Here is a 22,859-nt window from a genome sequence, read left to right on the forward strand (position 1 = left end):
ACGTTATTTAGATGATTCTTCTGTCTTGCTTGAAGAATCTTTAGATTTTTCAGAGTCTTTAGATTTAGAATCTTTTTTCTCTTTTTTAGAAGAGTCTTTAGATTTTTCAGAGTCTTTTGTTTGGATTAAATTAGACATCAAACCACTAAAGGCATCGTCTTTCATCTTAACATTTGCTTCAGTTAATTCATCAGAAATTACTTTTTGTGTAAATGTTTGATCGCTTAGTTTGTTTGTTTCAGCAATTTTCTTCAACTCTTTTTTGTAAGGAGCCATGTCGTTGCCTTTTTCTTTGTTTTTAACCATTTTTACAATAAAGTAAGATGATTGGTAACCAGTTGCATCAGTTGCTTGGATTGGTTCAGAAACTTCACCATCTTTTAATTTGAAAGCTGCTTCTTTTACTTGAGCTGGAACTGTTTCTGTTTGAGAGTCAAATTTCACTTTTCCGCCGTCTTTTTTAGACGCTGCATCAGTTGATTTTTCTTTAGCAATTTTAGCAAAGTCGCCACCATCAGTTAATTGTTTTTTGATTTCTTTTGATTCATCTTCAGTAGCAACTTGGATGATTTGAGCTTCTACTTCTGGATGGAAGGCTTCCCAAGCTGTTTTCAAATCAGCATCAGTAATTTTCACGTGTGCTTCTAGGCCTGCTTGATAAGCTAAGCCTTGTTTGATTTGTTCTTTGTAGCTTTTTTCAGTAAGACCAGCTTGTTTTAATTGATCATCGAAGTTAGCACCTTGATCTGTAATGCTTTTCTTTGATTCATCATATTTAGCTTGAACTTCTTTGTTTGAAACGTCTTTACCATATTTTCCATCAAAAACTTTGTAAACAATCATTTGTTGAACAATTTGTTGGCTTTGTTGGCTTGATTTCACTTGGTTATAGAAATCATCAACAGAAATTGTGCCACCTTTCATTGTTGCGATGTCTTGTGAACCGCCTGAACAAGCAGCTAATGCAAAAACGCTGAATGCGCCTGCTGCGGCTAAGATTAATTTTTTCTTCATTTTGTTAGCACTCCTAAGTTTGTTTTATTTTTTATTATGTAGAAATTAATTCTCACGGTTATAACTATACCACACTATGTTTCATAAATGAAATACTGAAGTCATAGTTTCAATAAATTTTCGAATTTAGGACACAATTTCATCGATAAAAATAGCTGATTTCACAAAATTTTTTCTAAAAATAGAAGCTTAAAAGGCTTGGGTTACTTTAGCTAGCGCCAAAAAAAGCAGGAAAAAGACCTTTTTAGTTAAAAAATTTCTGATTTCATATTAATTATTTATATTTAAATAATTAATATAGGCGGATGAAATTTTTTTAGCTATTTCATCCGCAAAGTTTTTTTAGTCAGTTTCTGGCATTTCAGGTAATTCAGACTGGATTTTTTCAACTTGTTCTTGGATTTGCTCTAGTCTTGGTTCTGCTTGGAACTTAAAGTTTTCAACATCTTGAGTCAAACCTTCAATAAAAGGATCAATGTATATCTCTGCTGCTTCTTGCAAGGCCGCTGCAGATTCCTTAAATTGATCTAGTTTATCAGTGAAGTCTTCCTTTAAATCAGACCAGTCATCTAGTTCATCCACAAATTTTTGGCGTGTTGCTTTGCCGCTTCTTGGAGCAAACAATAGACCACTTGCAGCACCGACAACGGCACCAAATAAAATTCCTTTAGAAAATTTTCCCATTATTGTTCCACCTGCTTCGCTATTTTTTCTGCAATTGCTTGCATTTCTTCTGAAGAATAAGCTTCCTGATTGTTTCCAAAATGAATAGAAAAATCGTCTGATTTTCCATATCGAGGAATCAAATGGATATGAGAATGGAAGACGGATTGATAGGCTAATTCTTTATTGTTATTGATAATATTCAATCCTTGCATCTCTGGAAAAGCTTGTTCCAAGGCACGTGCTACTTTAGGGACACGTGCAAAGACTTCACCAGCTAATGCTGGATCATAATCGAAGATGTCTGTCACATGTTCTTTTGGCACTAATAATGTATGTCCTTTGGTTACTTGGGTAATGTCTAAAAATGCATAAACATTATCATCTTCATAGACTTTATAGCTAGGAATTTCTCGATTAATGATTTTGCAAAAAATACAATCTGTCATGGTATCACTTCTTTCTTTTACTCTTTCTTTTACTTTACCATATCTTGAATTTTATTTGGGAGAAAAAGTTCATGAAACCTTCAAAAAGTTCGTGGTATAATAGATGAAAGATAAAAATGAGTTGGAGGGAACAAAATGAGTTTAGTAATTGAACACTTAACAGGGGGTTATGGTCATATCCCTGTTTTAAAAGATATTAACTTTGAAGTGAAATCAGGTGAAATGGTTGGATTGATTGGGTTAAATGGTGCGGGAAAAAGCACAACAATCAAAAACATCATCGGTTTGTTAACACCACAAAAAGGCAAAATTTCGATTGACGGAGAGACGTTGAAACAACAACCAGAAAATTATCGCAAGAAAATCGGTTATATTCCTGAAACACCTTCTTTATATGAAGAATTAACTTTACGGGAACATATTGAAATCACGGCGATGGCTTACGATATTCCCATTGAAGAAGCTTTTAGACGGGCTGATACTTTATTAAAAACGTTCCGATTAGAAAATAAATTAGACTGGTTTCCTGCTAATTTTTCAAAAGGGATGAAGCAAAAAGTAATGGTTTTATGTGCTTTTTTGATTGAACCAAGTTTGTATATTATTGATGAGCCCTTTTTAGGATTAGACCCCTTGGCGATTCATGCGTTATTAGAATTAATGGATGAAATGCGTAATCAAGGAGCTGCGATCTTGATGTCTACTCATATTTTGGCTACGGCTGAACGATATTGTGATCGATTCGTGGTTTTACATGATGGTGAGGTTCGAGCAGTCGGATCAATGGAGGAGCTGCGTAAAGAATTTAATTTGCCTGGTTCTTCATTAGACGATATTTATATCGCACTAACAAAAGAAGAAAAGGTGGGTTAATATGTCTGGATTTTTTGGCATTCGTTTAGCACGCCATTTGAAAAAAATGATGAAGTATATGCGCTATGTGTTTAACGATCATTTTATTTTGGTCTGCGTGTTCTTGTTAGGAGGTCTGGGATTTTACTATTCTCAAGTGCTGAAGACACTACCAACAAATTTTGTTTGGGGACGACCGATCATTTTACTTCTTTGGTTGGCTTTACTGCATATTGGTCGTATTGCTACATTAGCGCAAGAGGCGGATAAAGTATTCATTTTACCAAAAGAACCTGAGATGAATGCATATTTGAATCGTGCGATTCGTTATTCTTTTTGGTTACCACTAGTGGCATTATTCTTGATGGGTGGTATGTCAATGCCGCTTGTAGTCGTTTCAACAGGTTGGGCATTTTCAACATTTTTCTATTTTATTGTTATGCTGGGGATTTTAAAGGCTAGCCATTTACGTTTGCAAAAATATGAGCTATATCAGATATCCTCAAATGAGCGCCTTCGTTGGTTTACTCTTTGGTTTGTCACTAGTTTGTTGATTATTGCTCTTAGTTTATATGTTTTGCCATGGGCAGGAGTTCTTGGAGCTGCTGTACAAATGGTATTTTTCTATCTGATATTAAAGAAAAAAGAGCAAGTTGTATCTTTAGACTGGGAGACAATGATTCAAAAAGAAAAAAATCGGATGCATCGTATTTATCAATTTATCCATTTATTTACAGATGTACCGGAAATTTCTAGCAGCGTCAAACGGCGGAAGTTCCTCGATCCACTATTGAGTAAAATCAAGAAAAAAAATCAAAATACTTATTTGTATCTTTATGCTCGCAGTTTTTTAAGAGGATCTGAGTACAGTGGTTTATTCATTCGATTGGTATTGGTTGCTGGAGTGATTTTATTTTTCCTAAAAGAGTTTTGGATCTCATTAGGTGTGTCAGTTTTATTTGTATATTTGATTGGATTTCAGTTGATTCCGATTTATACGCAGTTTGACTACATGGTGATGACACATTTATATCCTGTGCCAAATGGACAAAAGAAACAAGCAGTTAGTAAACTCGTAACGGTATTATTGTTTGTAGCAGCGATTCTGTTTAGTCTCTTTGTTTTGATTGCGTTACCTAATATTAAAGACGGATTAATCGTTGTGGCTGCATTGATTGTTGAAGTTTTAGCATTTGCTAAGTTTTATGTTCCTTATCGTTTGAAGAAAATGGAGGCTTAATGATGCATATTTTATGGAATGATCAAATCGTTGAACGTGAAGAAGTAAAGATCGATATTGAAGATCGTGGCTATCAATATGGTGATGGATTGTATGAAGTTGTTCGTGTGTATAATGGTCATTTATATATGTTAGAAGAACACTTGAATCGTTTATGGAGCGGTGCCGAAAAAATCAGAATGACGTTGCCTTTTTCAAGAGAAGAACTAATCCTTAATTTGAAAAAATTAGTTAAAATTGAAGGGATTAATGAAGGAAAACTATATTTCCAAGTGACACGCGGAATTGATTCACCTAGAAACCATGCATTACCTGATCCTGAGAAAGTTAAAGGCGTTTTGACAGCCAATATCATTCCTTATGAACGACCTGTGAAAAAGATGGAGACAGGACTCACTGTTGCGGTTGTACCTGATACACGTTGGCTTCACTGTGATATCAAGTCGTTGAGTTTGCTAGGAAATGTGATGTCACTGGATGATGCTCGTCGTAAAGGCTTTGATGATGCAGTGCTAGTACGTGATGACAAAGTTACAGAAGCTTCGGCAGCAAATTTTTGGGTAGTAAAAGATGGTACGCTTTATACTCATCCTGATGGAAATTTGATTTTATCAGGAATCACAAAAATGAAAATTTTAGAATTGGCAAGAGAATTGAATATTCCGGTAAAAGAAGAAGCTGTTTATGAAGAAGAATTATTTACCGCAGATGAATGTTTTGTTTCTGGATCACTGACTGAAATCGTGCCTGTTGTAAAAGTGAACGATCATATCGTTGGAACTGGAAGACCTGGAAAAATTACGAAACAGTTAACAAATGCTTATATCGCTGCTGTTGATAGAGTGTGTGGAACTTCAGAAAATTAGTTTAACTACTAAAAGAGCAAGAGAGATGCTTGACGAAGTACGTTATGGAAGCTAAAATGATAAGTACTGTAAATGATGTAGTAACTTGGCTTCACGGGTTAACCCTTCGGAAAAAAAGATGACTCATTCAGGTGACAAAAAGCGTCACAATAATGATTCCCTATTTTTCAATCGAGACAAAACGAACCCGTTCCGCTTTTATTTAAATTGTATTAAGAATAGGAGATAATTTCCATGGCATTTCAGTTGGATAAGGAATGGCGCTTGCAGCCAATAAAAGGCGCAACTGGCCAAACTTTCATGGGTATACGTGCGACTGAAAGAGTATTTATCAAAAGAAATACTTCTCCTCTTTTAGCTGCTTTGTCTAAAGAAGGGATTGCTCCAAAGTTGGTTTGGACCAAACGCACAGTGACAGGGGATATTTTAACTGCACAAGAATGGTTGGACGGACAGGTACTGAAAGCCCAAGAGATAGGTCAAAGAAATGACGTGGTGGATGTATTGTATCATCTGCACCATTCACATATGCTGAAAAATATGTTGGAAAAAATCGGCGGACAAATCCAGACTCCTGCAATGATGCTTCAAGCGTATGCTGAAAAATTGCCAGCGGAATTGCAACATAATACTTATCTTGCCAGAGTGTATCTTTATTTGCGAGAAAACATACCAAACTACTCCGTTCATAACTATATGGTGGTTCATGGGGACGTAAACCATCGTAATTGGATCGTATCTAATAATTACTTGTATTTAGTTGATTGGGATTCAGTGATGATTGCAGATCCCGCATTAGATCTAGGCATGTTATTAGGCCATTATGTTCCTAGAGGAAGCTGGAATAAATGGTTATTGTCTTACGGTATGCGTCCAAGTGAAGAGGCACTGACCCGAATTAAGTGGTATGCTTTATTTAATTTTTTACAAGAAATCCTTCGGCACTATCAATCAGGAGAAACACGAGAAATGAATGCAGAGATTTTGAAATTGAAACAAGCTTTTGGGTATTAAAGAGGTTGGGAAAAAACAAGTAGTTGCTTTTTTCCAGCTGCTTATTTGAATAGTAGAGGGCAGCACAAAACATTAGCGTTTTGTACTACCCTCTTAAAATTTGTTATACGAGGAAGGAAACATAAAATATGCGAATGAGAAAAAGACATGGAGCAGCTGAACTTTTGGCTAGTCATCCTGAATTAGTTATAGATGAGCCAGCTAAATGGCAAGGCCGTTGGGCAGAACGTTTTGGAAATGATCATCCTATCCATATTGAAATCGGTTCTGGTAAGGGACAATTCGTGGTAGGAATGGCAAAAGCAAATCCAGAAATTAATTATATTGGTATCGATATGCAGTTGAGTGTGCTTTCGATTGCTTTAGAAAAAGCTTTGGTAGAAAATTTACCTAACTTGCAATTACTCCATGTGAATGGAGAAGAGTTGACGGAATATTTTGCTGAAAATGAAGTGGATCAAATTTACTTGAACTTTTCTGATCCTTGGCCAAAAACGAGACACGAAAAAAGACGCCTGACATATAAAACTTTTTTAGAAACAGATGAAAAAATTCTAAAGCCAAATGGCGAAATTCACTTTAAAACAGATAATCGTGGTTTATTTGAATATTCACTAAGCAGTTTTTCAAAATATGGTATGATTCTTGAACAAGTTTGGTTGGATCTTCATGACAGTAATTATGAAGGAAATATCATGACAGAGTATGAAGAGAAATTCTCTGCTAAGGGTCAGCCAATTTATCGTGTGGAAGCAAAATTTCAAGCTTAAAAACAGAAAAAGCGTTAGATTTTTTATAAAAATCTAACGCTTTTTCTGTTTTGATTATTTTAATCGTTTCACATCAATCACAGTGCCTGTATATGCATCAGCAGTGAATTCGTATTGCACCATAACACCATCTTCTAAGCGTGAAATTCCGCCATTATAGGTTTTTGAATGGATGGCAAATTTTCGTAATGGCTTTTTCTCAAATTCAATCCATGATCCTTCAATCGGTCCTTCTTTTAAAAATGCGTCCTTCACGTTTTCTAACACCAGATCAGCGTCTAATGTACGTTTTTTGTGATACCATAATGTTGAAGCGATTCCACTTAGGATACCGATACTAACACCGATCGCTAAGCCACCTTTAAAATAGCTTAATTCATTTTCTTCATTCATGGGGAATAACCTCCGAGTATTTTCAAATGCTTGCTAAAAACCTTCAGCGTTACCTCTATTCTAACACAATGTATGAAAATATCGAAAAACAAAAAACGTGGGCAATTGAAAAAATTTGCGTTATAATGAAAATGAAATCATATGAAAGGAGTATCTGCCGTTTTTGTTTGAAGATAATGTTATTTTTTAGCAAAAAAGAAGAGTTAATTCTGAGTAGTAAACTAAAGTGATCTAACTTTAGTTAGCAGGATAACTGGCAGATAATACAACGATGGAAGAAAAAACATTTCAACGCATCAAAGAACTAACAGAATTACAAGGAACAAGCGGATTTGAAGATGATATTCGTGCGTATATGAAAAAAAATATGGCACCATTAGTAGACGAGATTCAATATGATGGCCTAGGCGGAATTTTTGGTTTGAAGAGAGCCAAAGAACTAGATGCACCTCGTGTTATGGTTGCCGCACATATGGATGAAGTTGGGTTCATGTTAACTCAAATCAAAGATAACGGACTGTTCCAAGTAGTACCCTTAGGTGGATGGAATCCATATGTGGTATCTGCTCAACGTTTTACATTAAAAACAAGTAAGGGAAATTATCCGTGTATCTCTTCTTCTGTTCCACCACATTTATTACGTGGCACAAGCGGTCAAAAACAATTAGAAGTCACAGATATTCTTTTTGATGCTGGTTTTGAATCGAAAGAAGAAGCGGAAAGCTTTGGTGTTCGTCCAGGTGATTCGATTGTTCCACAAACAGAAACGATCAAAACGGCCAATGGTAAAAATATCATCAGTAAATCATGGGATAATCGCTATGGTTGTACGTTAGTTTTAGAAGCCTTGGAAGAATTACAAAATGAACAATTAGGTCATACTTTGATCGCTGGGGCGAACGTGCAAGAAGAAGTTGGTTTACGTGGTTCTAAACCATCTGTGCATAAATTCAATCCTGACTTATTCTTTGCAGTGGATTGTTCAGCGGCAGATGATATTCAAACCAAAAAAGGGACTTACGGACATCTTGGGGAAGGGACATTGTTACGCATTTATGATCCTGGTATGATCACATTACCTCGTGTACGTGAATACTTATTAGATACAGCTGCAACTCATAACATTCCTTATCAATATTTTGTATCTAAAGGCGGAACCGATGCTGGCGCTGCTCATACAACAAACAATGGTGTGCCGAGTACAGTAATTGGTGTTTGCGGACGTTATATTCATACGCACCAAACAATGTTTAATATCAAAGACTTTGAAGCAGCACGTGAAATGTTGATCCAAGTCTTAAAAGGTTTAGATAAAACAACCGTTAATACGATCATTTACGGAAAGTAGAGGGGAATTTATGATTATTCCAACATCTTATGAAGAGTTGGCAAGTTATGTATCCGAAGGGAAAAGTGTTTTCTTTTTTACCGCTGATTGGTGTGGTGACTGCCGTTTTATTAAACCAGTGATGCCTGAAATTGAAGCGGATTTTCCAGAATTTCGCTTTATTGAAGTGGATCGGGATAAATTTTTAGAACTTGCTTCTGAGTGGAATATTTTCGGTATACCAAGTTTTGTCGTTACAGATCAAGGAAAAGAATTAGGCCGTTTGGTTAACAAAGCCCGAAAAACAAAAGAAGAAATCACGACATTTTTAAAAAGCATGTAGTTTCAGTCGGAATCAAAATAAATCAATCGGGAGATGAGTACTGTGCTAACACAATCATATAAAAATATTTTAGTGGGTGTCGATGGCAGTGATCAAGGAAATTTAGCGTATCAACAAGCAGTAGAAGTAGCCAGAAGAAATAATGGACGGGTGATTGTAGCTCACATTATAGAAAATAAAGTCTATACAATGATGGGTTATTCCTCTTTGAATGATGGATTGTTAGATCAAGAAACAGAAAGTGCAAAAGAAATACTCGCTGAGTGCAGCGAGTATGCAAAAAAGGTTGATTTTAATCAAGTAGAAACAGTTTTGACTTACGGCGTGGCAAAAGAAATGATGTGTAAAGAGTTACCAGAAAAGTATAGCGTTGATCTAATCATGGTGGGTCAAACAGGATTAAATAAGGTTGAACGCTTAATGATTGGTAGTATCAGTAGTTATATCATTCGTCATGCACCTTGTGACGTATTGATTGTTCATCCTGAGAAAAAATAAATATTAGACTAGATAAAATAGGTGAAACAAGACGTTAACCGTTTTGCTTCATCTATTTTTCTTAGTTATGATAGCCAAAAGAAAAATAACCCTGCAGTAAATCCATTTTTTTGTTAAGATAGGACAGGAGATATTTTGTTTAGCATTTTGGAAAAAAGATAAAATGGAGTGAGGAAAAAATGATTTTTGCTTATAATAAGGAACATGTCGGCGATGTTTTAATGATCATCGTGGCTGACGATAAAGGACAAGAAAATCAAGTAAAACGTAATGGAAATGTGGCACAAGTAAGTGTTGCAGAAGACGGACAAGTGGTTGCTTGGAATATTTTTGATGCATCAACGGTTTTAGGTGAAATTGAAGGCAGTGGCCAGGTAGACTTAACAAAGGAACAACTAACTAAAATAAATCAAGAAATGACCAAAGCTGGTTTTTCTGAAACCTTAGTTGAAGATAACGAACCTAAAATCGTCATTGGTTTTGTAAAATCTTGTAAAAAGCATCCTGATTCTGATCATTTATCGATCACTCAAACAGAAGTAGATAATGGCAATGTTTTACAAATCGTTTGTGGCGCACCTAACATTAAAGCTGGACAGAAAGTTGTTGTGGCTAAGCCTGGTGCAATGATGCCGGATGGTTTGATGATCTGGCCGGGCGTTTTACGTGGTGTGGAGAGTTTTGGAATGATTTGTTCTGCAGGAGAACTACGCTTGCCGGATGCACCAGCGAAAAAAGGGATTTTAGAGTTGCCTTTTGATGCGGTTGTAGGGGAAGCATTTCCAGTTGGAAAATAGAAACAAAGGTTGAGATAAAGTATTGCTACTTTTATCTCAACCTTTTATTTTTTTATCACTTCAAAATTGAAAGAGAAGTTTTGGGTTATGGATTTTGTTGATTATTTGAGTTAGATGAATTTTGTTTAAGTGCTGACTGATCAATTGTTAAATCAACATCTACGCTTTTTTCTTTTCCATCACGATAGAAGGTAACCTTCATTTTGTCGCCAACTTTTTTCTTGTATAGAGTACTTTGTAAGTCAGTCACAGAGTTGATCTCTTTATCATCGATTTTAGTGATAACATCGTATCGTTCGAGTCCTGCTTTATCAGCTGGAGTGGCTGTTTGAACACTACGAACAAGAACACCCATTTGAACTGACTCAGGAAGGTTCAAGATTTCTTTTCTTTGTTGAGTTGAAACATTTGTTAATTCTTCCATTGAAATTCCAAGCGCTGGGCGAGTCACTTTGCCTTCTTTTTCTAATTGATTGATGATATTCACAACGTCATTACTTGGGATTGCAAAGCCCATCCCTTCAACACTTACTTGGCTTTCAGATTGAACGATTTTAACAGAATTGATTCCGATAACTTGACCTTCAATATTCACTAACGGACCACCAGAGTTCCCTGGATTGATCGCTGCATCTGTTTGGATTGCATTGATGTTGATTGCTTGGCCGTTATTTTCATTTTGGATATTTCTATTTAATGAAGAGATAATCCCTTGTGTTACGGAATTGGCATAAGCTGAACCTAATGGAGAACCCATAGCTAGAGCTGGTTCACCGATTTTTAGATTGTCAGAATTACCAAATTCAGCAATTGAGTCTACTTTGTCAGATGAAATTTTAATTACAGCGAGATCCGTATAAGAATCTGTACCAACTAACTCGCCTTTGACTTTTGTACCATCATGTAGAACAACTTCTAATCCTTTTGCTTGATCTACCACGTGATTGTTAGTTACAACATAAGCTGTTTTTCCATCTTTCTTATAAATTACGCCGCTTCCTTCGCTAGCAGGTTGTAAATCACTACCATCAGATTTAGAACCGTCAGTTTGGTCACCATTATTTCCGCCGAATAATCCACCAAAACCGCTAGCATCACTATTTTGGCTAGGGCTTTGTAAATTGATAACAGAAACAACAGAGTCTTTCACTTTATCTACAGCCTTAGTGACATTACTATTTACATCTAAATTAACATTCGTTACTTTGGTATCACCTTTGTTATTTTTTACAGAATTTGTCGTTGTTGGTGCGTTAGATGAAGGGGAATTTTGACCCATGATAGCATACGCACCACCGAAAGCCAAGGCTCCGCCTAATAATCCTCCAGCCAATCCAATTCCAAATTTTTTGAACAAACTATTTGTATTTTTATCTGAGTCAGGTGTAACATCTTTTCTTTGCATACAAGCAACCTCCTAAGTTATTATCATTATTTATTATATTAAGTATAGTCTTTCAAGACAACTTTAGTCTACCCAAGAGCTTTGAATTTTTTATGAACAAGTTAGGGAGAAAAACAGATATAAATAATGAAAAAATGAGATGACCGAAATACTTATACACAATAAAGTGTGAAAAACTTTTGGAAAATAGAGGAAAACCTCTGTGAAAAAGTTATCCACAAAATGTGGATAATGTGGACAAATAAACGGGAATATGTGTTTGTATCTCAAAATACTGTAAAATAAAGGATTTTATGGCATAGATCTGTGGATAAGTCTGTGCATATGTGTATAACTTTGTGGGAAAGTATGTGGAAGAGTCAAAACATTCATGATAAAATTGTTAACAACTAGAAGAATAGAATAGGAAGAGACGTGAAAACGATGAAAATAAAAATCATTACTGTGGGGAAATTGAAAGAGAAATATTTGGTTCAAGGAATCAATGAATATATGAAACGCCTTAAAAGTTATGCAAAAGTGGAAATTATTGAAGTAGCTGATGAGAAAGCTCCTGAAAATTTGAGTGATTTAGAGATGATTCAGGTTAAAGGAAAAGAAGGTGAGCGGATCTTAGCGAAAATTTCAGATCAAGATCATGTCTTTGTTTTGGCAATTAATGGAAAACAATTTAGTAGTGAGGAATTTTCAAAAGAGATTGAACAATTGGGGATCAACGGGAAGAGTCAGTTGGCTTTTGTGATTGGTGGTTCATTGGGGCTAAGTGATGAAGTATTGAAGAGAAGTCAACAGCAGATGTCATTTGGGAAGTTGACTTATCCGCATCAGCTGATGCGGTTGGTGTTGGTAGAGCAGATTTATCGTGGGTTTCGGATTATGCGGGGGGAACCGTATCATAAGTAGGGGGATTTTTAGTCTTTTTCGATTGTTAAAAGTAAACATCTACTATTATTTTTTTCTGATAAAGTATAGGTGTGTTGTAGATAAAACAAACAGATTAATAAAGCAAAAGACACAGATAGGAATAGTAGTACAAGTTAAGAAAGGTTACAGTACGTAGTGATGCTACTTTGGTTAATCGAGATTATGGTAACTAGGTGATTAAATAACGAATTTTCAAAAATAGAAGGGTGATTTTATTCTTTTAATGACTGTGTTATAGTCAACTTACTCTTACGTTAAGGAGAAAACAATGGAAAAAAAGAGACTAATAGCTTTAGGTATACTCATTTTATTCATTGGAGGTGCATGGTATATGAAACGAGAAAAAGATTTAGCAGAATTACATGATATTCAAACAGATTTAGCTAATTATTTATATAACAACTATCGGTTATATACGAGAAAAACATCTGAAAGTGATGAAGTAAAGAAGTTGTATAACAAAGGGAATGGAAGTTTATCCCAAGAAGAATATTTAAAAAAAATGAAAGAGACTCGAGTTTACTCGGATATAGAAAAAGTGGAATTTACTAAATTTTCTGTTGGACCAATGAAAGATTTAGTCGTTGATTTTAAAATCAATGATGTGTACTCAGACGATACATCATTAAGTATCATTTCTGCAGAAACAGGGAAATGGTTGTACAGCTTCAATTCTATGAATAACCGAAATGGGTATGTTTTAGAACGAAAAGAAAAAAGCACTGACAAAAAAATGGCTGAAGAAAACATTATCTACAACAATAAAGGGGTAGAATAATTATGGCTAATATAGGAAAACCACCACAAAAAGAATTAGACGATTATAACAAATTATCAAAAGAGTCTTATCAAGTGAAACATAATAATGTTCAGACAGGTGATTGACTAGTAGACGATAAATATTTAGTTTTGGAGACCATTAACACAAACAAAGATACCTTAAAAGCAGAATATACCCCAAGAGAAATCAGATGGGGAGTAAATTCACCACGCTATCGAAAGAAACTATGGTCAAAATAGGCGAGTTAGTCCAACTAGACCAAGACTTAGAGAAACAACTCGCTTAAATTCAAAGGGAGTGAACCCAACATGAGGAATGAAGACCAGGCACTAGCAGAGTACCACCAAACAAGGCGACAACTTGTTAACGGTTATTATTACGTGGTTTTATGAATCTAATCTCTATGTTATGATTATCTTACTCTTACTTTAAGGAGAAAAAAATGAAAAAAAAACGCATAGTTATAGGCATAATAATTTTATTAGTAATTGGAGGAACATGGTATATGAAAAGGGAAAAAGATTTAGCAGAATTACATGATATTCAAACAGATTTAGCCAATTATTTGTATAACAACTATCGACTTTATACTGTAGATAAAAGGAAAGATGAACAGTTAAATTCAGAATACAACAAAGGGAAAGGAACGCTAACCACTGAAGAATTTCTGAAAAAATCAGATGAACTTAAAGAATACTCCGATATAGAAAAAATCGAATTTACAGGGTATGAGATTAGTCCAATGAACACCTTGGAAATAAAATATAAAATAAACGACAAAATCGAAAAAGAAACCTCTTTAGATACGATTTCTGCTGAAACGAATAAACTGTTATATCGTGTAGGAGAACATGATGGGGAAGGCCCGTTCTATCTTGAAAAAAAAGAAAATACTACGAAATTAAGTACACCAGAAAATTTAATTGTTTATTACGAAGGAGGGATTAAATAAGATGGATCAAAAAAGAGTTTTGTCAAAAGAAGTATATGGAGTAGAACAGGGAAAAGTGAAACAGAATACACGTATTAAGGATACAGATTATATTGTCTTAGACACTATAGACACAAATAAAGATAGTTTGAAGATAGATCAAACACCTCGAAAGAACAGTATGCAAGCCATGGCTGTAGCGGAAATCAAAGATGAGTATAAGTCATACAAAGATGGAAAATTAAAAGAAATTGACGGCTACCCCGAATCGGTCGTAAAAAAAGACGTCACAATTGTTTATGCTGGGACATCAAGTAAACGAGATTGGCAAACAAACGTTGGCGAAATTTTTCTAGGGGCAAAAGCACCCGAAGGGGCTTTTGATACCTCTTTAGAATACGCTAGAGAAATCGAAAGAAAATATCCGAAACAAGAAGGGTTTACCATTGGTACGTCTGGACATTCATTAGGTGGTGCAGAAGCCATTTATGTTGCGGTATTACTAGGATACAATGCTTTTACGTATGGTGCTGCTGGATCAGGTTTAACGGATGAACAGATTAAACAGTATAAAGGGACGATTGTGAACCTTTTCGATACAAGGGATGCCGTGACGAGTGGTGTGTTGACAGATGGTCGGAAAAAAATACCTTTTTTGAGTATGGGTATCGACAATCCATGGTGGAGAACAGCGGGTCATTCATTAGATCAGTTTAAAGTCGATAAAAAAGGGAACTATATCAACAAATACGGCGATATTGTGGTTTATTCAGATTTGAATGGCGGGATTTCGATTGAACAAACCCTTTTAGCGCAAAGTATCGTTGAAAATAAGATGCAAATGCGCAGATTAGAACAGTATGGTGTACATAAAAGTGGTAGTAAAAAAGAGTACCAACAATTAAAAAAAGAAAATGAGTGGCTTCAAACTCAAATTGATAGTTTTACCAAATTGAACGTCTTACGTAAAAAATTTACTGCTAGTGGTGGCGGTTTATCTGGAAATGAACAAATCTATTTAGACGATAGCCAAGCGCTAACCATTGTAAAGCTTGCATCTTCAAAATTTGACATGGCAATGGAGAACGTCGTAAAGCTCTATAGAGATGCCGTTAGGGAATTAGAAGAAATGTGGCAAGAAGGACGTTCGACGATTCAACGTAATTGTCCTGACTTATCTTATGGCGAAGTTTTAGATGCTATGCAGGCAATGGGTTGTACGGAACAAACAATGGTGACGATCCCTTCACAAGAATTTCAAGAAAAACTAAGTTTAGCACATCAAATGAGTAGTAAATTTAGTATCCTAACCAAAGATATTACTGCAAAAATAGGTGAATTAGTTCAACGAGACCAAGAATTAGCGAAACAACTCGCCTAAAAAAGGGAGAGATACGAGTATGGATCAAGAAGAGCAAGCATTAGCGGATTATCAACAAACGAGACGACAACTTGAAGAAGAATCTGACGCATTGACAAGAATTAGGCGACAAGCGGAACAAGCAACGAATGATACCTATTCTGAAATGCAACAGCAAGTACAACGATTTGGTGAAACAAATGAGCCTATGGAATGGGCAAGGCGTGAACTATCACGTCTTGAAGAAGATTTTTTCTCAGAATTAGACAGAGAGAAACGGACCCTTTCGTTAAAAGAAGACGAAGCAGAACAAGCCTATCGTAAAAAACTTCAAGAACAAACTAAACCGTAAAAGGAGTATGATTACGTGTTAGAAGCAATCGAAAAACTGTTAAAAGAATATAAAAAGAATTTACAAAAAATGAGCGCTCAAGCCACTGCAATGGCACTTGTTCAAAAAAAAGATAGTCTTGTGAAAAAAACAAAGAAATCAGGAGAAACGGAATCAGAAAGTGCAAAAAGTTCCATTACTTCTGCAACAAGCGGTCTAGGGGAAACAGTAAAAGGGCAGTTTGGAAAGAAAGTAACACAAGTTTTAGATGAACAAGGAAAAATGCTAGATAAATTTTAATTGAAACAGAAAAAGAAGCCAAGAAACACTTTGAAGAAATAGAGAGAACTTTAAAAGAAATGCAAAAAGTGGTTGATTCCTGGGATATAAAGTACGAGAATACGCCTGAAAAAAGAAGGACGGAATTTCATGTCATTAAGGAAACCGATGTAAATCAGTTGTAAGGAATGTATCTAGATTAAAAATAACTATATATTATATTCATGAAGATCAATCATCTTAATCGGTGGTTGGTCTATTTTTGTGTTTTAAGGAGGAAATAAAATGTTTGGTAACAAAGAAAATCGTTACATCACGAAGGGAGTGAACGAACAAGTTCCAAAAGAAATCCAACTCTATTACTAGAATTTGGTCGACAAAAAAAGAAGTGATGCTGAAAAAAATTAGACTACTAACAAATCTTTGAATTTAATCAAAATGATCAGAACCAGGTCGTGACGATCATTCATCAACAAGAAGATAGAAAAAAACATTGGTGATTTCACCAATGTTTTTTTCGTACTTTACTTGATTCTTAGAATATATTAATTGGTGTAAATTTAGCAAGGATAGAAACTTCACCAGTTTTTTTAGATTTCGCAGTAACTGTATATTCTTTTGCTAAAAAATTCTTCCCTTTTGGTGAATTTACAAACAGGTATTCCATAAAAGGTGATACTTTTCCAGCAACTTTACCTGAGGAATCAGTCAAGGTATACGTATAACCATTGTTCATTTCCGACTTAAAGTCAAATTGTATTCCGCTAGTTTGCGTAGTTATGCTACCGTCTTCTAAAAGATGATCTCCAGCAACTTCTTTTTTGTTAAAGAAATTATTGAAAGAACTTCCTTCGATGACATTAGAGATTGTTCCAACATTTCCGTTTGCAAGAACATTACCTAAAAAGTGATGATTCAATAACTCGTTTTTTAAGTCTTGATTTGTAAACTTAGTTGCTACTGGTGGCACGTTGACAGATAAAGTAAAACGATGAATATATAAGGAATCGAAAAGTTGTTCTCTATCTGCAACAGTAGGGTATTTCTTGACTAAATCATCAAGTTTAAAGTCAAATCCAATATATTTGCCGTTTTGTACTACAGCTGTCGCCTTAGGGAACAAGTCCTCTGCTCCAAGTGCTAGGTAGTATTTAGTTGCAGAAACAGGTGTTTTTAATTTTGCTCTGAGCACATTGTAATGTACGTATTGTACTGAGCTGATTTCTACTAGACTATCAGAAGCCTTTTGAGTAACTGCTGAAGTTGAGGTTTGTGCATTCGCTGTTTGAGTAGTTAATACAGCTCCTGAAATCAGACCAACAAATACAGCAGCTGTTGATAAAATGTGTTTTGTTTTCATAATGTAAATCTCCCTTATTCTATATATTATGAATCCGCTGAGTTATTAATTAGAAAAAATGATTTTTTCAAACGATTAACTTGCGGAGTTTCATCTAATTAACAAAAATATATTATTCGATTGGCTTTTAACGAAGATGATTTTGGACTATAGGCATCAAAGTTTGAATATGTATCAAATGGAAAATCTATTTAAAGCATTGCCCCTAATTATCATTCACTTTGCTGACAACTTTTGTTACATGTGAATTATAACATCTGTATCACATGGTTTGATTTCCGTTTTTTGTTATTTTTATCAAGTTCGTGAAAACTAGGGTAGAAAAATTTTTATTTATTTTAAATTAATATAGTTAGTTGTTATAAATAGATTTTTTGAGGGAATATTACTGGTTTTCGGAGGTCTTTGTTGATGCATATTTGAGGAAGAAGAGTGCGTAAAAGTGAGATTTATATATACTTAAATTGTTTTGTTTTGTTATTTTAAAATGAGTGGGGTTTTTACTTTGGTATGATGCTATTTCCCGCCGTTTATATGGAACTAACATTTATTCAAGAAATTACAGAGATGAATAACTCTTTTTTCAAATGATAAAAAGAGTGAGAATGGAAGATAACTCTGCGAGTCATCTTCCATTCTCGTGGAATCCAGTTAAACGGGGTTGAAAATCAGCTCATTGCTAAATGATTTTGTTTCAGCTTCAATTTAGGAAATTGCTAGAGCCGTCAATTCTTAGCATGTTCCATTTTTAGAAATTAATGCAGTTGAAACGCCGTTTAGCGTCTGTTTTTTTCATACCATTTATATGATGTTTAGAATATATTAGTCGGTGTGAATTTAGCAAGAGTATAAACTTCACCAGTTTTATCAGATTTTGCAGTAACTGTATATTCTTTCGGTAAGAAAGTTTTTCCTTCTGGTGAGTTTACAAAGAAGTTCTCCATAAAGGCCCATGCTTTTCCAGCAACTTTACCTGAAGCATCCGTTACAGTATACGTGTAACCATCCTTCATTTCTTGCTTAAAGTCAAATTGTACTCCACCAGTTTTTGTAGTTATACTACCGTCCTCTAGAAGGTGATCTCCATAGATTTTTTTTTCGAGTAAGAATTTATCGAAAGAGCTCCCTTTTACAAGATTAGAGACTGTTCCTGCATATCCATCTTTAAGAACGGTACCTAAAAAATGATGATTTAATAACTCGTGTTTTAAGTCTTGGTTTGTTAATTTAGTTGTTACAGGTCGTTCGCTACCATCTAAAGAAAAACTACGAATAAATAAAGAATCGAAAAGTTTTTCTCTATCTGCAACAGTAGGGTATTTTTTGATTAAGTCATCCAGTTTAAGATCAAATCCAACGTATTTGCCGTTTTCTATCACTTCTGTTCCTTTATGATACATACCTTCTGTTGCAAGTGCTAGATAGTAGTCAGACGCAGAAACAGGTGTTTTCAATTTTGCTCTAAGTACATTGTAATGTACGTAGTATACAGAGTCGATTTCAACTGTGCCCTTAGATGCTGTTTGAGTAACTGCTGAAGTTGTGGATTGTGCATTTGCTGTTTGATTTGTTAAGACAGCTCCTGAGATCAGTCCAGCAAATACAGCAGCTGTTGATAAAATGTGTTTTGTTTTCATAATGTAAATCTCCCTTACTTTTTATATATGAACCCGCTAGTCAATAAATTAGAAAAAACAATATAAAGGAACTATGTTTTTTTTAAAGATTAATTTGCGGAGATTCATCTAGCTACCAAAAATATGTTGTCCGATTATTTTGTATTAAAGATAATATTGGACTCTAGGCAACAAAGCTAAAGTATTTAGAAGAAAATTTTATCTAAAACATAAGATACTTTGTTAGCAGCTGTTGTTGCATGTGAATTATAGCATCTATATCACAGTACTGTATTATCATTTTTTTGTTATTTTAAGTAAAATAATGATAATAAAAAAATATAATTATGGTTTGGGGAAAAATTATATATCTGATTATTATAAACCGTTTATTTTAGAAATTTCTGTACTTTTCGTGAGTTCGTTATTGTATTGATAATGTTTGTTAGTTTGTGTATGAAAAAAGAAAATCAGGTGAAAAAAAATATATTTTCATCTGATTTTCTGTTATTCACGATTTAGGATAAAATTTACCAAAAAAATATTATTTTGTTTTTTGTTATTTTAAATATAGAAATTTGTTTTTACTTTTGAAATGAGGATGATTTTGGTAATAGTGACAATCTAATTATTAATGTTGATAAGGCTGGGAATAAAATCATACGGTTGAAAATGCTTGATATTTTGATAAGAACAATCCGCTTATTCTACAGATTAAATAAGGAAGGCAACTTTTGGATTGCTTAGTGGTAAATTTAACAATCTGGATTGAGTATAACGATAGGATAAACTTAGCTGACAAAGATTTGGGGATTTAGATAAAAGGATTCAAAGAAAAGCTGCAGATAAACAATAGAGGAAAACTCTCAAAAGGAAGTTTAGAAAATTTGATGCTACATAATCACTGTAGTAAAGTAGGTAGTAGATAGATTAAGCTGATTCATTTCAAATACCAAAGGAGGTCCATCATGAAAATTACACAATTATCCATAGATACTTTAAAACGCGCCCAAGAGCGTTTAGAAGAGACTCTTGGTCAAATGAAGGTAGATGAGGCAAATACTATGCCAGCACCGCTGATTAAATCAGTTACGTGGCTAATTTGGCATACTGCACGAGAACTTGATTACCAAATTTCAGAACTTAACAACACGGAACCTTTGTGGCTGGAATCGGGTTGGAGTGGAAAGTTTGCTCTGGATTTGCCTGATGATACAGAAGATTGGCATCATACACCAGAACAAGCAGCTAAAGTTGTGGTGGACGATAAAAAATTACTAAGTGATTATTTAGCAGCTAGTGTTGATTTTACGAATACTTATTTAGCAACTCTTGATGAACAAAAACTTAATGATGTGGTGGATACAAATTGGACACCAGTCGTTACACGGCAGGCTCGAATTGTATCTGCCATTGATGATGCGGTAATGCATTCAGGACAAGCAGTTTATACAAGGAGATTAGTCATTGGTAAATAGTACTCATCAATAGAATTAGATAGTATTGATTCATAAAAAAGCTTGTTTTGAGCAATAAGTTGCTCAAAACAAGCTTTTCAGTTTAACTTCTCAACCCGCGTCCTCTATCAATCAAATACCAACAAACAGCATATAGTACAGAAATGAAAAGAACTAGAATAATCATAGAAAAGATGATAGGGACATCAATCGTTCCAAGAAAACCATATCTAAATCCTGAAATCATATAAACAATCGGATTGACTTTTGAAATAGTCTGCCAGATTGGCGGTAACATGGATATTGCGTAAAATACACCACCAAGATATGTTAACGGCTGTAAAACAAATGTCGGCACAATGGACACATCATCGAATGATTGGGCAAAAATCCCGTTTAACAACCCTGCTAATGAGAATAAAATGGCTGTCATAAGAAGTGTGATGATGACAATAGACCATGAATAAACATGAAGTGGGACAAAGAACAGCGATATCATAGTTACAAGTGTACCTACTAGAACGCTTCTACCCAGTCCGCCAATAACAAATCCCCAGATAATGATATGTGTCGGCACAGGTGCAACTAACAATTCTTCAATGTTTTTCTGAAACTTCTGAGAGAAAAATGAAGAAGAGACATTAGCATAAGAACTTGTGATTACTGACATCATGATCAACCCAGGAACGATAAATTCCATATAGGAGAATCCTTCCATTTGACCGATCCGTCCGCCAATTAGATTTCCGAAAATAACAAAATATAGTGAGGTGGTAATGACTGGTGGTACTAAGGTTTGTACCCATATTCGCAGATAGCGATTGGTTTCTTTTACAGCAAGACTTCTTAAAGCCGTGAAATATAGCTTAAACATTTTTATCCTCCACTTGACGTTTTTCTTCTGTGATTTTTAGGAACAGCTCTTCTAAGCGATTCGATTTGTTACGCAAGGAAAGGACCTTAATTCCCTGGTCTGTAAGCTGTTTAAATAGTTCGTTGATTCCTTGATTACGTTCAACTTCTACAACAAGGGTCCGCTCATCTTCAAAACTACTATTATAGCCTGTGATTTCCGGCTTATTATCAAAATCCTCTAAATCAAAGATAAATGTTTCGAACTGAAGTTTTGCTAGAAGAGACTTCATGCTAGTGTTTTCAATTAGCTCACCAGATTGAATGATACCGATATTACGGCAGAGCATTTCTGCTTCTTCAAGATAATGAGTTGTTAGGATGATCGTCGTACCATTCTCATTCAATTCTCTTAGGAAATCCCACATTTCCCGTCTTAGTTCAATATCGACTCCTGCCGTAGGCTCATCTAAGATAAGTAATTTTGGTTCGTGCATCAAAGCTCTAGCAATCATTAATCTACGTTTCATCCCGCCAGAAAGCATCCGTGCTCTGACATTGCGTTTTTCCCATAAATTCGATTGTTTTAGGTATTTTTCGCTGCGTTTTAGTGCTTCTTTTCGTGGAACACCGTAATACCCAGCTTGATTGACAACGATTTGTTCTACTGTTTCAAACGGATTAAAGTTAAATTCTTGCGGAACTAAACCAATTTGTTGTTTAGCAAGGACTAAATCGTTGTCGATGTCGTAGCCAAAAATCTTCACTTTTCCTGAAGTTTTGTTGACAAGAGATGTGATAATACCGATGGTTGTTGATTTTCCAGCACCATTTGGACCTAAAAGAGCATAGAAGTCACCTTCTTCTACAACCAAATTGATCCCTTTGAGCGCTTCAACGCCTGATGCATATACTTTTTTTAAGTCTGTTATTTCAAGTGCATAAGTCATTTAGTAAATATCTCCTTATTGGTATGATTTCTTAGTTTATCATTCTGTTGGCAAAGACCATCTTCATCACTATCAGACAATAATTGTGTCATGGAGTCCATAAAGTCTCTTACAAACTCTTCTCTTAATGTGTAGTAATGCCATTGTCTTTGTTTACTGACGGAAACGATCTCGGCTTTTTCAAGAACTTTCATATGATGAGAAAGAGTTGGTTGAGTAAAGTCAAAATGTTCTAATACATCGCAAGCACACATACTGCTGTATGAGAGGAGATCGATTATTTTCATTCTTTTAGGATCAGCCATAGCCTTTAGCACCAATGAAATTCTTTCATAGTCCATATCTATTTCCTCCTGTATATAGATGGTTAACTATGTTTAATATAGA

The 22,859-nt window shown here is 34.9% G+C and carries 26 protein-coding genes; 16 read left to right on the plus strand and 10 right to left on the minus strand.

The window, feature by feature from the left end; translation table 11 throughout:
* Nucleotides 1-3: 3 nt before the first annotated feature.
* The 3 genes from BCR23_RS12190 to BCR23_RS12200 form a co-directional block, all read right to left on the minus strand.
* Nucleotides 4-1,014: a peptidylprolyl isomerase gene (locus tag BCR23_RS12190; RefSeq protein WP_069635759.1), complete on the minus strand. Its 1,011-nt coding sequence runs from the start codon at nt 1,012-1,014 to the stop codon at nt 4-6.
* Nucleotides 1,015-1,356: 342 nt separating this feature from the next.
* A complete protein-coding gene (locus BCR23_RS12195) occupies nt 1,357-1,698 on the minus strand; it encodes a YtxH domain-containing protein (protein ID WP_083241966.1) in 342 nt (113 codons plus the stop codon).
* Nucleotides 1,698-2,126: an HIT family protein gene (locus BCR23_RS12200; protein WP_069635761.1), complete on the minus strand. Its 429-nt coding sequence runs from the start codon at nt 2,124-2,126 to the stop codon at nt 1,698-1,700. The genes BCR23_RS12195 and BCR23_RS12200 overlap by 1 nt, the downstream gene beginning before the upstream one ends.
* A gap of 135 nt (nt 2,127-2,261) precedes the next feature.
* Between BCR23_RS12200 and BCR23_RS12205 the strand changes: the two genes are divergently transcribed.
* The 5 genes from BCR23_RS12205 to trmB all read left to right on the plus strand — a co-directional run bounded on the left by BCR23_RS12205 (nt 2,262) and on the right by trmB (nt 6,868).
* Nucleotides 2,262-2,999: an ABC transporter ATP-binding protein gene (locus tag BCR23_RS12205; protein ID WP_069635762.1), complete on the plus strand. Its 738-nt coding sequence runs from the start codon at nt 2,262-2,264 to the stop codon at nt 2,997-2,999.
* 1 nt (nt 3,000) lies between these two features.
* Nucleotides 3,001-4,218: an ABC transporter permease gene (locus BCR23_RS12210; protein ID WP_071870058.1), complete on the plus strand. Its 1,218-nt coding sequence runs from the start codon at nt 3,001-3,003 to the stop codon at nt 4,216-4,218.
* A gap of 2 nt (nt 4,219-4,220) precedes the next feature.
* The gene (gene dat / locus BCR23_RS12215; RefSeq protein WP_069635763.1) at nt 4,221-5,084 is read left to right on the plus strand and encodes a D-amino-acid transaminase; all 864 of its coding nucleotides are present in this window, start codon (nt 4,221-4,223) and stop codon (nt 5,082-5,084) included.
* 234 nt (nt 5,085-5,318) lie between these two features.
* Nucleotides 5,319-6,098 carry a phosphotransferase family protein gene (locus BCR23_RS12220; RefSeq protein ID WP_069635764.1) on the plus strand — a complete coding sequence of 260 codons (780 nt, stop codon included), beginning with the start codon at nt 5,319-5,321 and terminating at the stop codon, nt 6,096-6,098.
* Nucleotides 6,099-6,226: 128 nt separating this feature from the next.
* Nucleotides 6,227-6,868 (plus strand): tRNA (guanosine(46)-N7)-methyltransferase TrmB, encoded by a 642-nt coding sequence (gene trmB / locus BCR23_RS12225; protein WP_069635765.1) that lies wholly within the window; start codon nt 6,227-6,229, stop codon nt 6,866-6,868.
* Between the two features lie 54 nt (nt 6,869-6,922).
* On the opposite strand, the gene BCR23_RS12230 is transcribed toward trmB, so the two are convergent.
* Complete coding sequence (locus tag BCR23_RS12230; protein WP_069635766.1) at nt 6,923-7,261, minus strand: PepSY domain-containing protein; 339 nt, start codon at nt 7,259-7,261, stop codon at nt 6,923-6,925.
* Between the two features lie 271 nt (nt 7,262-7,532).
* Here BCR23_RS12230 and pepA point away from each other — a divergent pair, with 271 nt between their 5' ends.
* From pepA to ytpR, 4 genes are all read left to right on the plus strand, one after another.
* Nucleotides 7,533-8,609, plus strand: coding sequence for a glutamyl aminopeptidase (gene pepA, locus BCR23_RS12235; protein WP_069635767.1), 1,077 nt, complete (start codon nt 7,533-7,535; stop codon nt 8,607-8,609).
* Between the two features lie 10 nt (nt 8,610-8,619).
* Nucleotides 8,620-8,931 carry a thioredoxin family protein gene (locus tag BCR23_RS12240; protein WP_069635768.1) on the plus strand — a complete coding sequence of 104 codons (312 nt, stop codon included), beginning with the start codon at nt 8,620-8,622 and terminating at the stop codon, nt 8,929-8,931.
* Nucleotides 8,932-8,973: 42 nt separating this feature from the next.
* The gene (locus BCR23_RS12245) at nt 8,974-9,429 is read left to right on the plus strand and encodes a universal stress protein (RefSeq protein ID WP_141706745.1); all 456 of its coding nucleotides are present in this window, start codon (nt 8,974-8,976) and stop codon (nt 9,427-9,429) included.
* A 179-nt stretch (nt 9,430-9,608) separates the two neighbouring features.
* On the plus strand, nt 9,609-10,226 hold the full coding sequence (gene ytpR / locus BCR23_RS12250; protein WP_069635770.1) for a YtpR family tRNA-binding protein: 618 nt from the start codon (nt 9,609-9,611) through the stop codon (nt 10,224-10,226).
* Nucleotides 10,227-10,311: 85 nt separating this feature from the next.
* Here the strand turns inward: ytpR and BCR23_RS12255 are convergent, their stop codons facing one another.
* A complete protein-coding gene (locus BCR23_RS12255) occupies nt 10,312-11,631 on the minus strand; it encodes a S1C family serine protease (protein WP_069635771.1) in 1,320 nt (439 codons plus the stop codon).
* Nucleotides 11,632-12,054: 423 nt separating this feature from the next.
* Between BCR23_RS12255 and rlmH the strand changes: the two genes are divergently transcribed.
* The 6 genes from rlmH (at nt 12,055) to BCR23_RS12285 (ending at nt 16,258) form a co-directional block, all read left to right on the plus strand.
* The gene (gene rlmH, locus BCR23_RS12260) at nt 12,055-12,534 is read left to right on the plus strand and encodes a 23S rRNA (pseudouridine(1915)-N(3))-methyltransferase RlmH (protein ID WP_069635847.1); all 480 of its coding nucleotides are present in this window, start codon (nt 12,055-12,057) and stop codon (nt 12,532-12,534) included.
* Between the two features lie 289 nt (nt 12,535-12,823).
* Complete coding sequence (locus tag BCR23_RS12265; RefSeq protein ID WP_069635772.1) at nt 12,824-13,333, plus strand: hypothetical protein; 510 nt, start codon at nt 12,824-12,826, stop codon at nt 13,331-13,333.
* A gap of 508 nt (nt 13,334-13,841) precedes the next feature.
* Nucleotides 13,842-14,288 carry a hypothetical protein gene (locus BCR23_RS12270; RefSeq protein WP_420809729.1) on the plus strand — a complete coding sequence of 149 codons (447 nt, stop codon included), beginning with the start codon at nt 13,842-13,844 and terminating at the stop codon, nt 14,286-14,288.
* 1 nt (nt 14,289) lies between these two features.
* Entirely contained in the window at nt 14,290-15,648 is a 1,359-nt protein-coding gene (locus BCR23_RS12275; RefSeq protein WP_069635774.1) for a Tle-like phospholipase domain-containing protein, read from the plus strand.
* Nucleotides 15,649-15,667: 19 nt separating this feature from the next.
* Entirely contained in the window at nt 15,668-15,979 is a 312-nt protein-coding gene (locus BCR23_RS12280) for a hypothetical protein (protein ID WP_069635775.1), read from the plus strand.
* Nucleotides 15,980-15,994: 15 nt separating this feature from the next.
* Entirely contained in the window at nt 15,995-16,258 is a 264-nt protein-coding gene (locus BCR23_RS12285) for a hypothetical protein (RefSeq protein WP_069635776.1), read from the plus strand.
* A gap of 514 nt (nt 16,259-16,772) precedes the next feature.
* Here the strand turns inward: BCR23_RS12285 and BCR23_RS12290 are convergent.
* Both BCR23_RS12290 and BCR23_RS12295 read right to left on the minus strand, forming a co-directional pair.
* Nucleotides 16,773-17,597 carry a hypothetical protein gene (locus tag BCR23_RS12290; protein WP_069635777.1) on the minus strand — a complete coding sequence of 275 codons (825 nt, stop codon included), beginning with the start codon at nt 17,595-17,597 and terminating at the stop codon, nt 16,773-16,775.
* An 812-nt stretch (nt 17,598-18,409) separates the two neighbouring features.
* Nucleotides 18,410-19,234 carry a hypothetical protein gene (locus BCR23_RS12295; protein WP_069635778.1) on the minus strand — a complete coding sequence of 275 codons (825 nt, stop codon included), beginning with the start codon at nt 19,232-19,234 and terminating at the stop codon, nt 18,410-18,412.
* Between the two features lie 947 nt (nt 19,235-20,181).
* On the opposite strand from BCR23_RS12295, the gene BCR23_RS12300 reads away from it, so the two are divergent.
* The gene (locus tag BCR23_RS12300) at nt 20,182-20,691 is read left to right on the plus strand and encodes a DinB family protein (protein WP_069635779.1); all 510 of its coding nucleotides are present in this window, start codon (nt 20,182-20,184) and stop codon (nt 20,689-20,691) included.
* A gap of 82 nt (nt 20,692-20,773) precedes the next feature.
* On the opposite strand, the gene BCR23_RS12305 is transcribed toward BCR23_RS12300, so the two are convergent.
* The 3 genes from BCR23_RS12305 to BCR23_RS12315 are packed head-to-tail and all read right to left on the minus strand — an operon-like array spanning nt 20,774 to nt 22,813.
* The gene (locus BCR23_RS12305; protein WP_069635780.1) at nt 20,774-21,544 is read right to left on the minus strand and encodes an ABC transporter permease; all 771 of its coding nucleotides are present in this window, start codon (nt 21,542-21,544) and stop codon (nt 20,774-20,776) included.
* The gene (locus BCR23_RS12310; protein WP_069635781.1) at nt 21,537-22,472 is read right to left on the minus strand and encodes an ABC transporter ATP-binding protein; all 936 of its coding nucleotides are present in this window, start codon (nt 22,470-22,472) and stop codon (nt 21,537-21,539) included. The genes BCR23_RS12305 and BCR23_RS12310 overlap by 8 nt, the downstream gene beginning before the upstream one ends.
* Nucleotides 22,469-22,813 carry an ArsR/SmtB family transcription factor gene (locus BCR23_RS12315; protein WP_069635782.1) on the minus strand — a complete coding sequence of 115 codons (345 nt, stop codon included), beginning with the start codon at nt 22,811-22,813 and terminating at the stop codon, nt 22,469-22,471. Before BCR23_RS12315 ends, BCR23_RS12310 begins: the two co-directional genes overlap by 4 nt.
* Nucleotides 22,814-22,859: the final 46 nt, after the last annotated feature.

The sequence above is a fragment of the Enterococcus quebecensis genome (genome assembly GCF_001730365.1).
Lineage (GTDB): Bacteria > Bacillota > Bacilli > Lactobacillales > Enterococcaceae > Enterococcus_L > Enterococcus_L quebecensis.

What these genes read in the sequence shown, in the direction of transcription:
- BCR23_RS12190 (WP_069635759.1), bottom strand. Translation starts at nt 1,014, where the DNA reads ATGAAGAAAAAATTAATCTTAGCCGCAGCAGGCGCATTCAGCGTTTTT.
- BCR23_RS12195 (WP_083241966.1), bottom strand. Translation starts at nt 1,698, where the DNA reads ATGGGAAAATTTTCTAAAGGAATTTTATTTGGTGCCGTTGTCGGTGCT.
- BCR23_RS12200 (WP_069635761.1), bottom strand. Translation starts at nt 2,126, where the DNA reads ATGACAGATTGTATTTTTTGCAAAATCATTAATCGAGAAATTCCTAGC.
- BCR23_RS12205 (WP_069635762.1), top strand. Translation starts at nt 2,262, where the DNA reads ATGAGTTTAGTAATTGAACACTTAACAGGGGGTTATGGTCATATCCCT.
- BCR23_RS12210 (WP_071870058.1), top strand. Translation starts at nt 3,001, where the DNA reads ATGTCTGGATTTTTTGGCATTCGTTTAGCACGCCATTTGAAAAAAATG.
- dat (WP_069635763.1), top strand. Translation starts at nt 4,221, where the DNA reads ATGCATATTTTATGGAATGATCAAATCGTTGAACGTGAAGAAGTAAAG.
- BCR23_RS12220 (WP_069635764.1), top strand. Translation starts at nt 5,319, where the DNA reads ATGGCATTTCAGTTGGATAAGGAATGGCGCTTGCAGCCAATAAAAGGC.
- trmB (WP_069635765.1), top strand. Translation starts at nt 6,227, where the DNA reads ATGCGAATGAGAAAAAGACATGGAGCAGCTGAACTTTTGGCTAGTCAT.
- BCR23_RS12230 (WP_069635766.1), bottom strand. Translation starts at nt 7,261, where the DNA reads ATGAATGAAGAAAATGAATTAAGCTATTTTAAAGGTGGCTTAGCGATC.
- pepA (WP_069635767.1), top strand. Translation starts at nt 7,533, where the DNA reads ATGGAAGAAAAAACATTTCAACGCATCAAAGAACTAACAGAATTACAA.
- BCR23_RS12240 (WP_069635768.1), top strand. Translation starts at nt 8,620, where the DNA reads ATGATTATTCCAACATCTTATGAAGAGTTGGCAAGTTATGTATCCGAA.
- ytpR (WP_069635770.1), top strand. Translation starts at nt 9,609, where the DNA reads ATGATTTTTGCTTATAATAAGGAACATGTCGGCGATGTTTTAATGATC.
- BCR23_RS12255 (WP_069635771.1), bottom strand. Translation starts at nt 11,631, where the DNA reads ATGCAAAGAAAAGATGTTACACCTGACTCAGATAAAAATACAAATAGT.
- rlmH (WP_069635847.1), top strand. Translation starts at nt 12,055, where the DNA reads ATGAAAATAAAAATCATTACTGTGGGGAAATTGAAAGAGAAATATTTG.
- BCR23_RS12265 (WP_069635772.1), top strand. Translation starts at nt 12,824, where the DNA reads ATGGAAAAAAAGAGACTAATAGCTTTAGGTATACTCATTTTATTCATT.
- BCR23_RS12270 (WP_420809729.1), top strand. Translation starts at nt 13,842, where the DNA reads ATGAAAAGGGAAAAAGATTTAGCAGAATTACATGATATTCAAACAGAT.
- BCR23_RS12275 (WP_069635774.1), top strand. Translation starts at nt 14,290, where the DNA reads ATGGATCAAAAAAGAGTTTTGTCAAAAGAAGTATATGGAGTAGAACAG.
- BCR23_RS12280 (WP_069635775.1), top strand. Translation starts at nt 15,668, where the DNA reads ATGGATCAAGAAGAGCAAGCATTAGCGGATTATCAACAAACGAGACGA.
- BCR23_RS12290 (WP_069635777.1), bottom strand. Translation starts at nt 17,597, where the DNA reads ATGAAAACAAAACACATTTTATCAACAGCTGCTGTATTTGTTGGTCTG.
- BCR23_RS12295 (WP_069635778.1), bottom strand. Translation starts at nt 19,234, where the DNA reads ATGAAAACAAAACACATTTTATCAACAGCTGCTGTATTTGCTGGACTG.
- BCR23_RS12300 (WP_069635779.1), top strand. Translation starts at nt 20,182, where the DNA reads ATGAAAATTACACAATTATCCATAGATACTTTAAAACGCGCCCAAGAG.
- BCR23_RS12305 (WP_069635780.1), bottom strand. Translation starts at nt 21,544, where the DNA reads ATGTTTAAGCTATATTTCACGGCTTTAAGAAGTCTTGCTGTAAAAGAA.
- BCR23_RS12310 (WP_069635781.1), bottom strand. Translation starts at nt 22,472, where the DNA reads ATGACTTATGCACTTGAAATAACAGACTTAAAAAAAGTATATGCATCA.
- BCR23_RS12315 (WP_069635782.1), bottom strand. Translation starts at nt 22,813, where the DNA reads ATGGACTATGAAAGAATTTCATTGGTGCTAAAGGCTATGGCTGATCCT.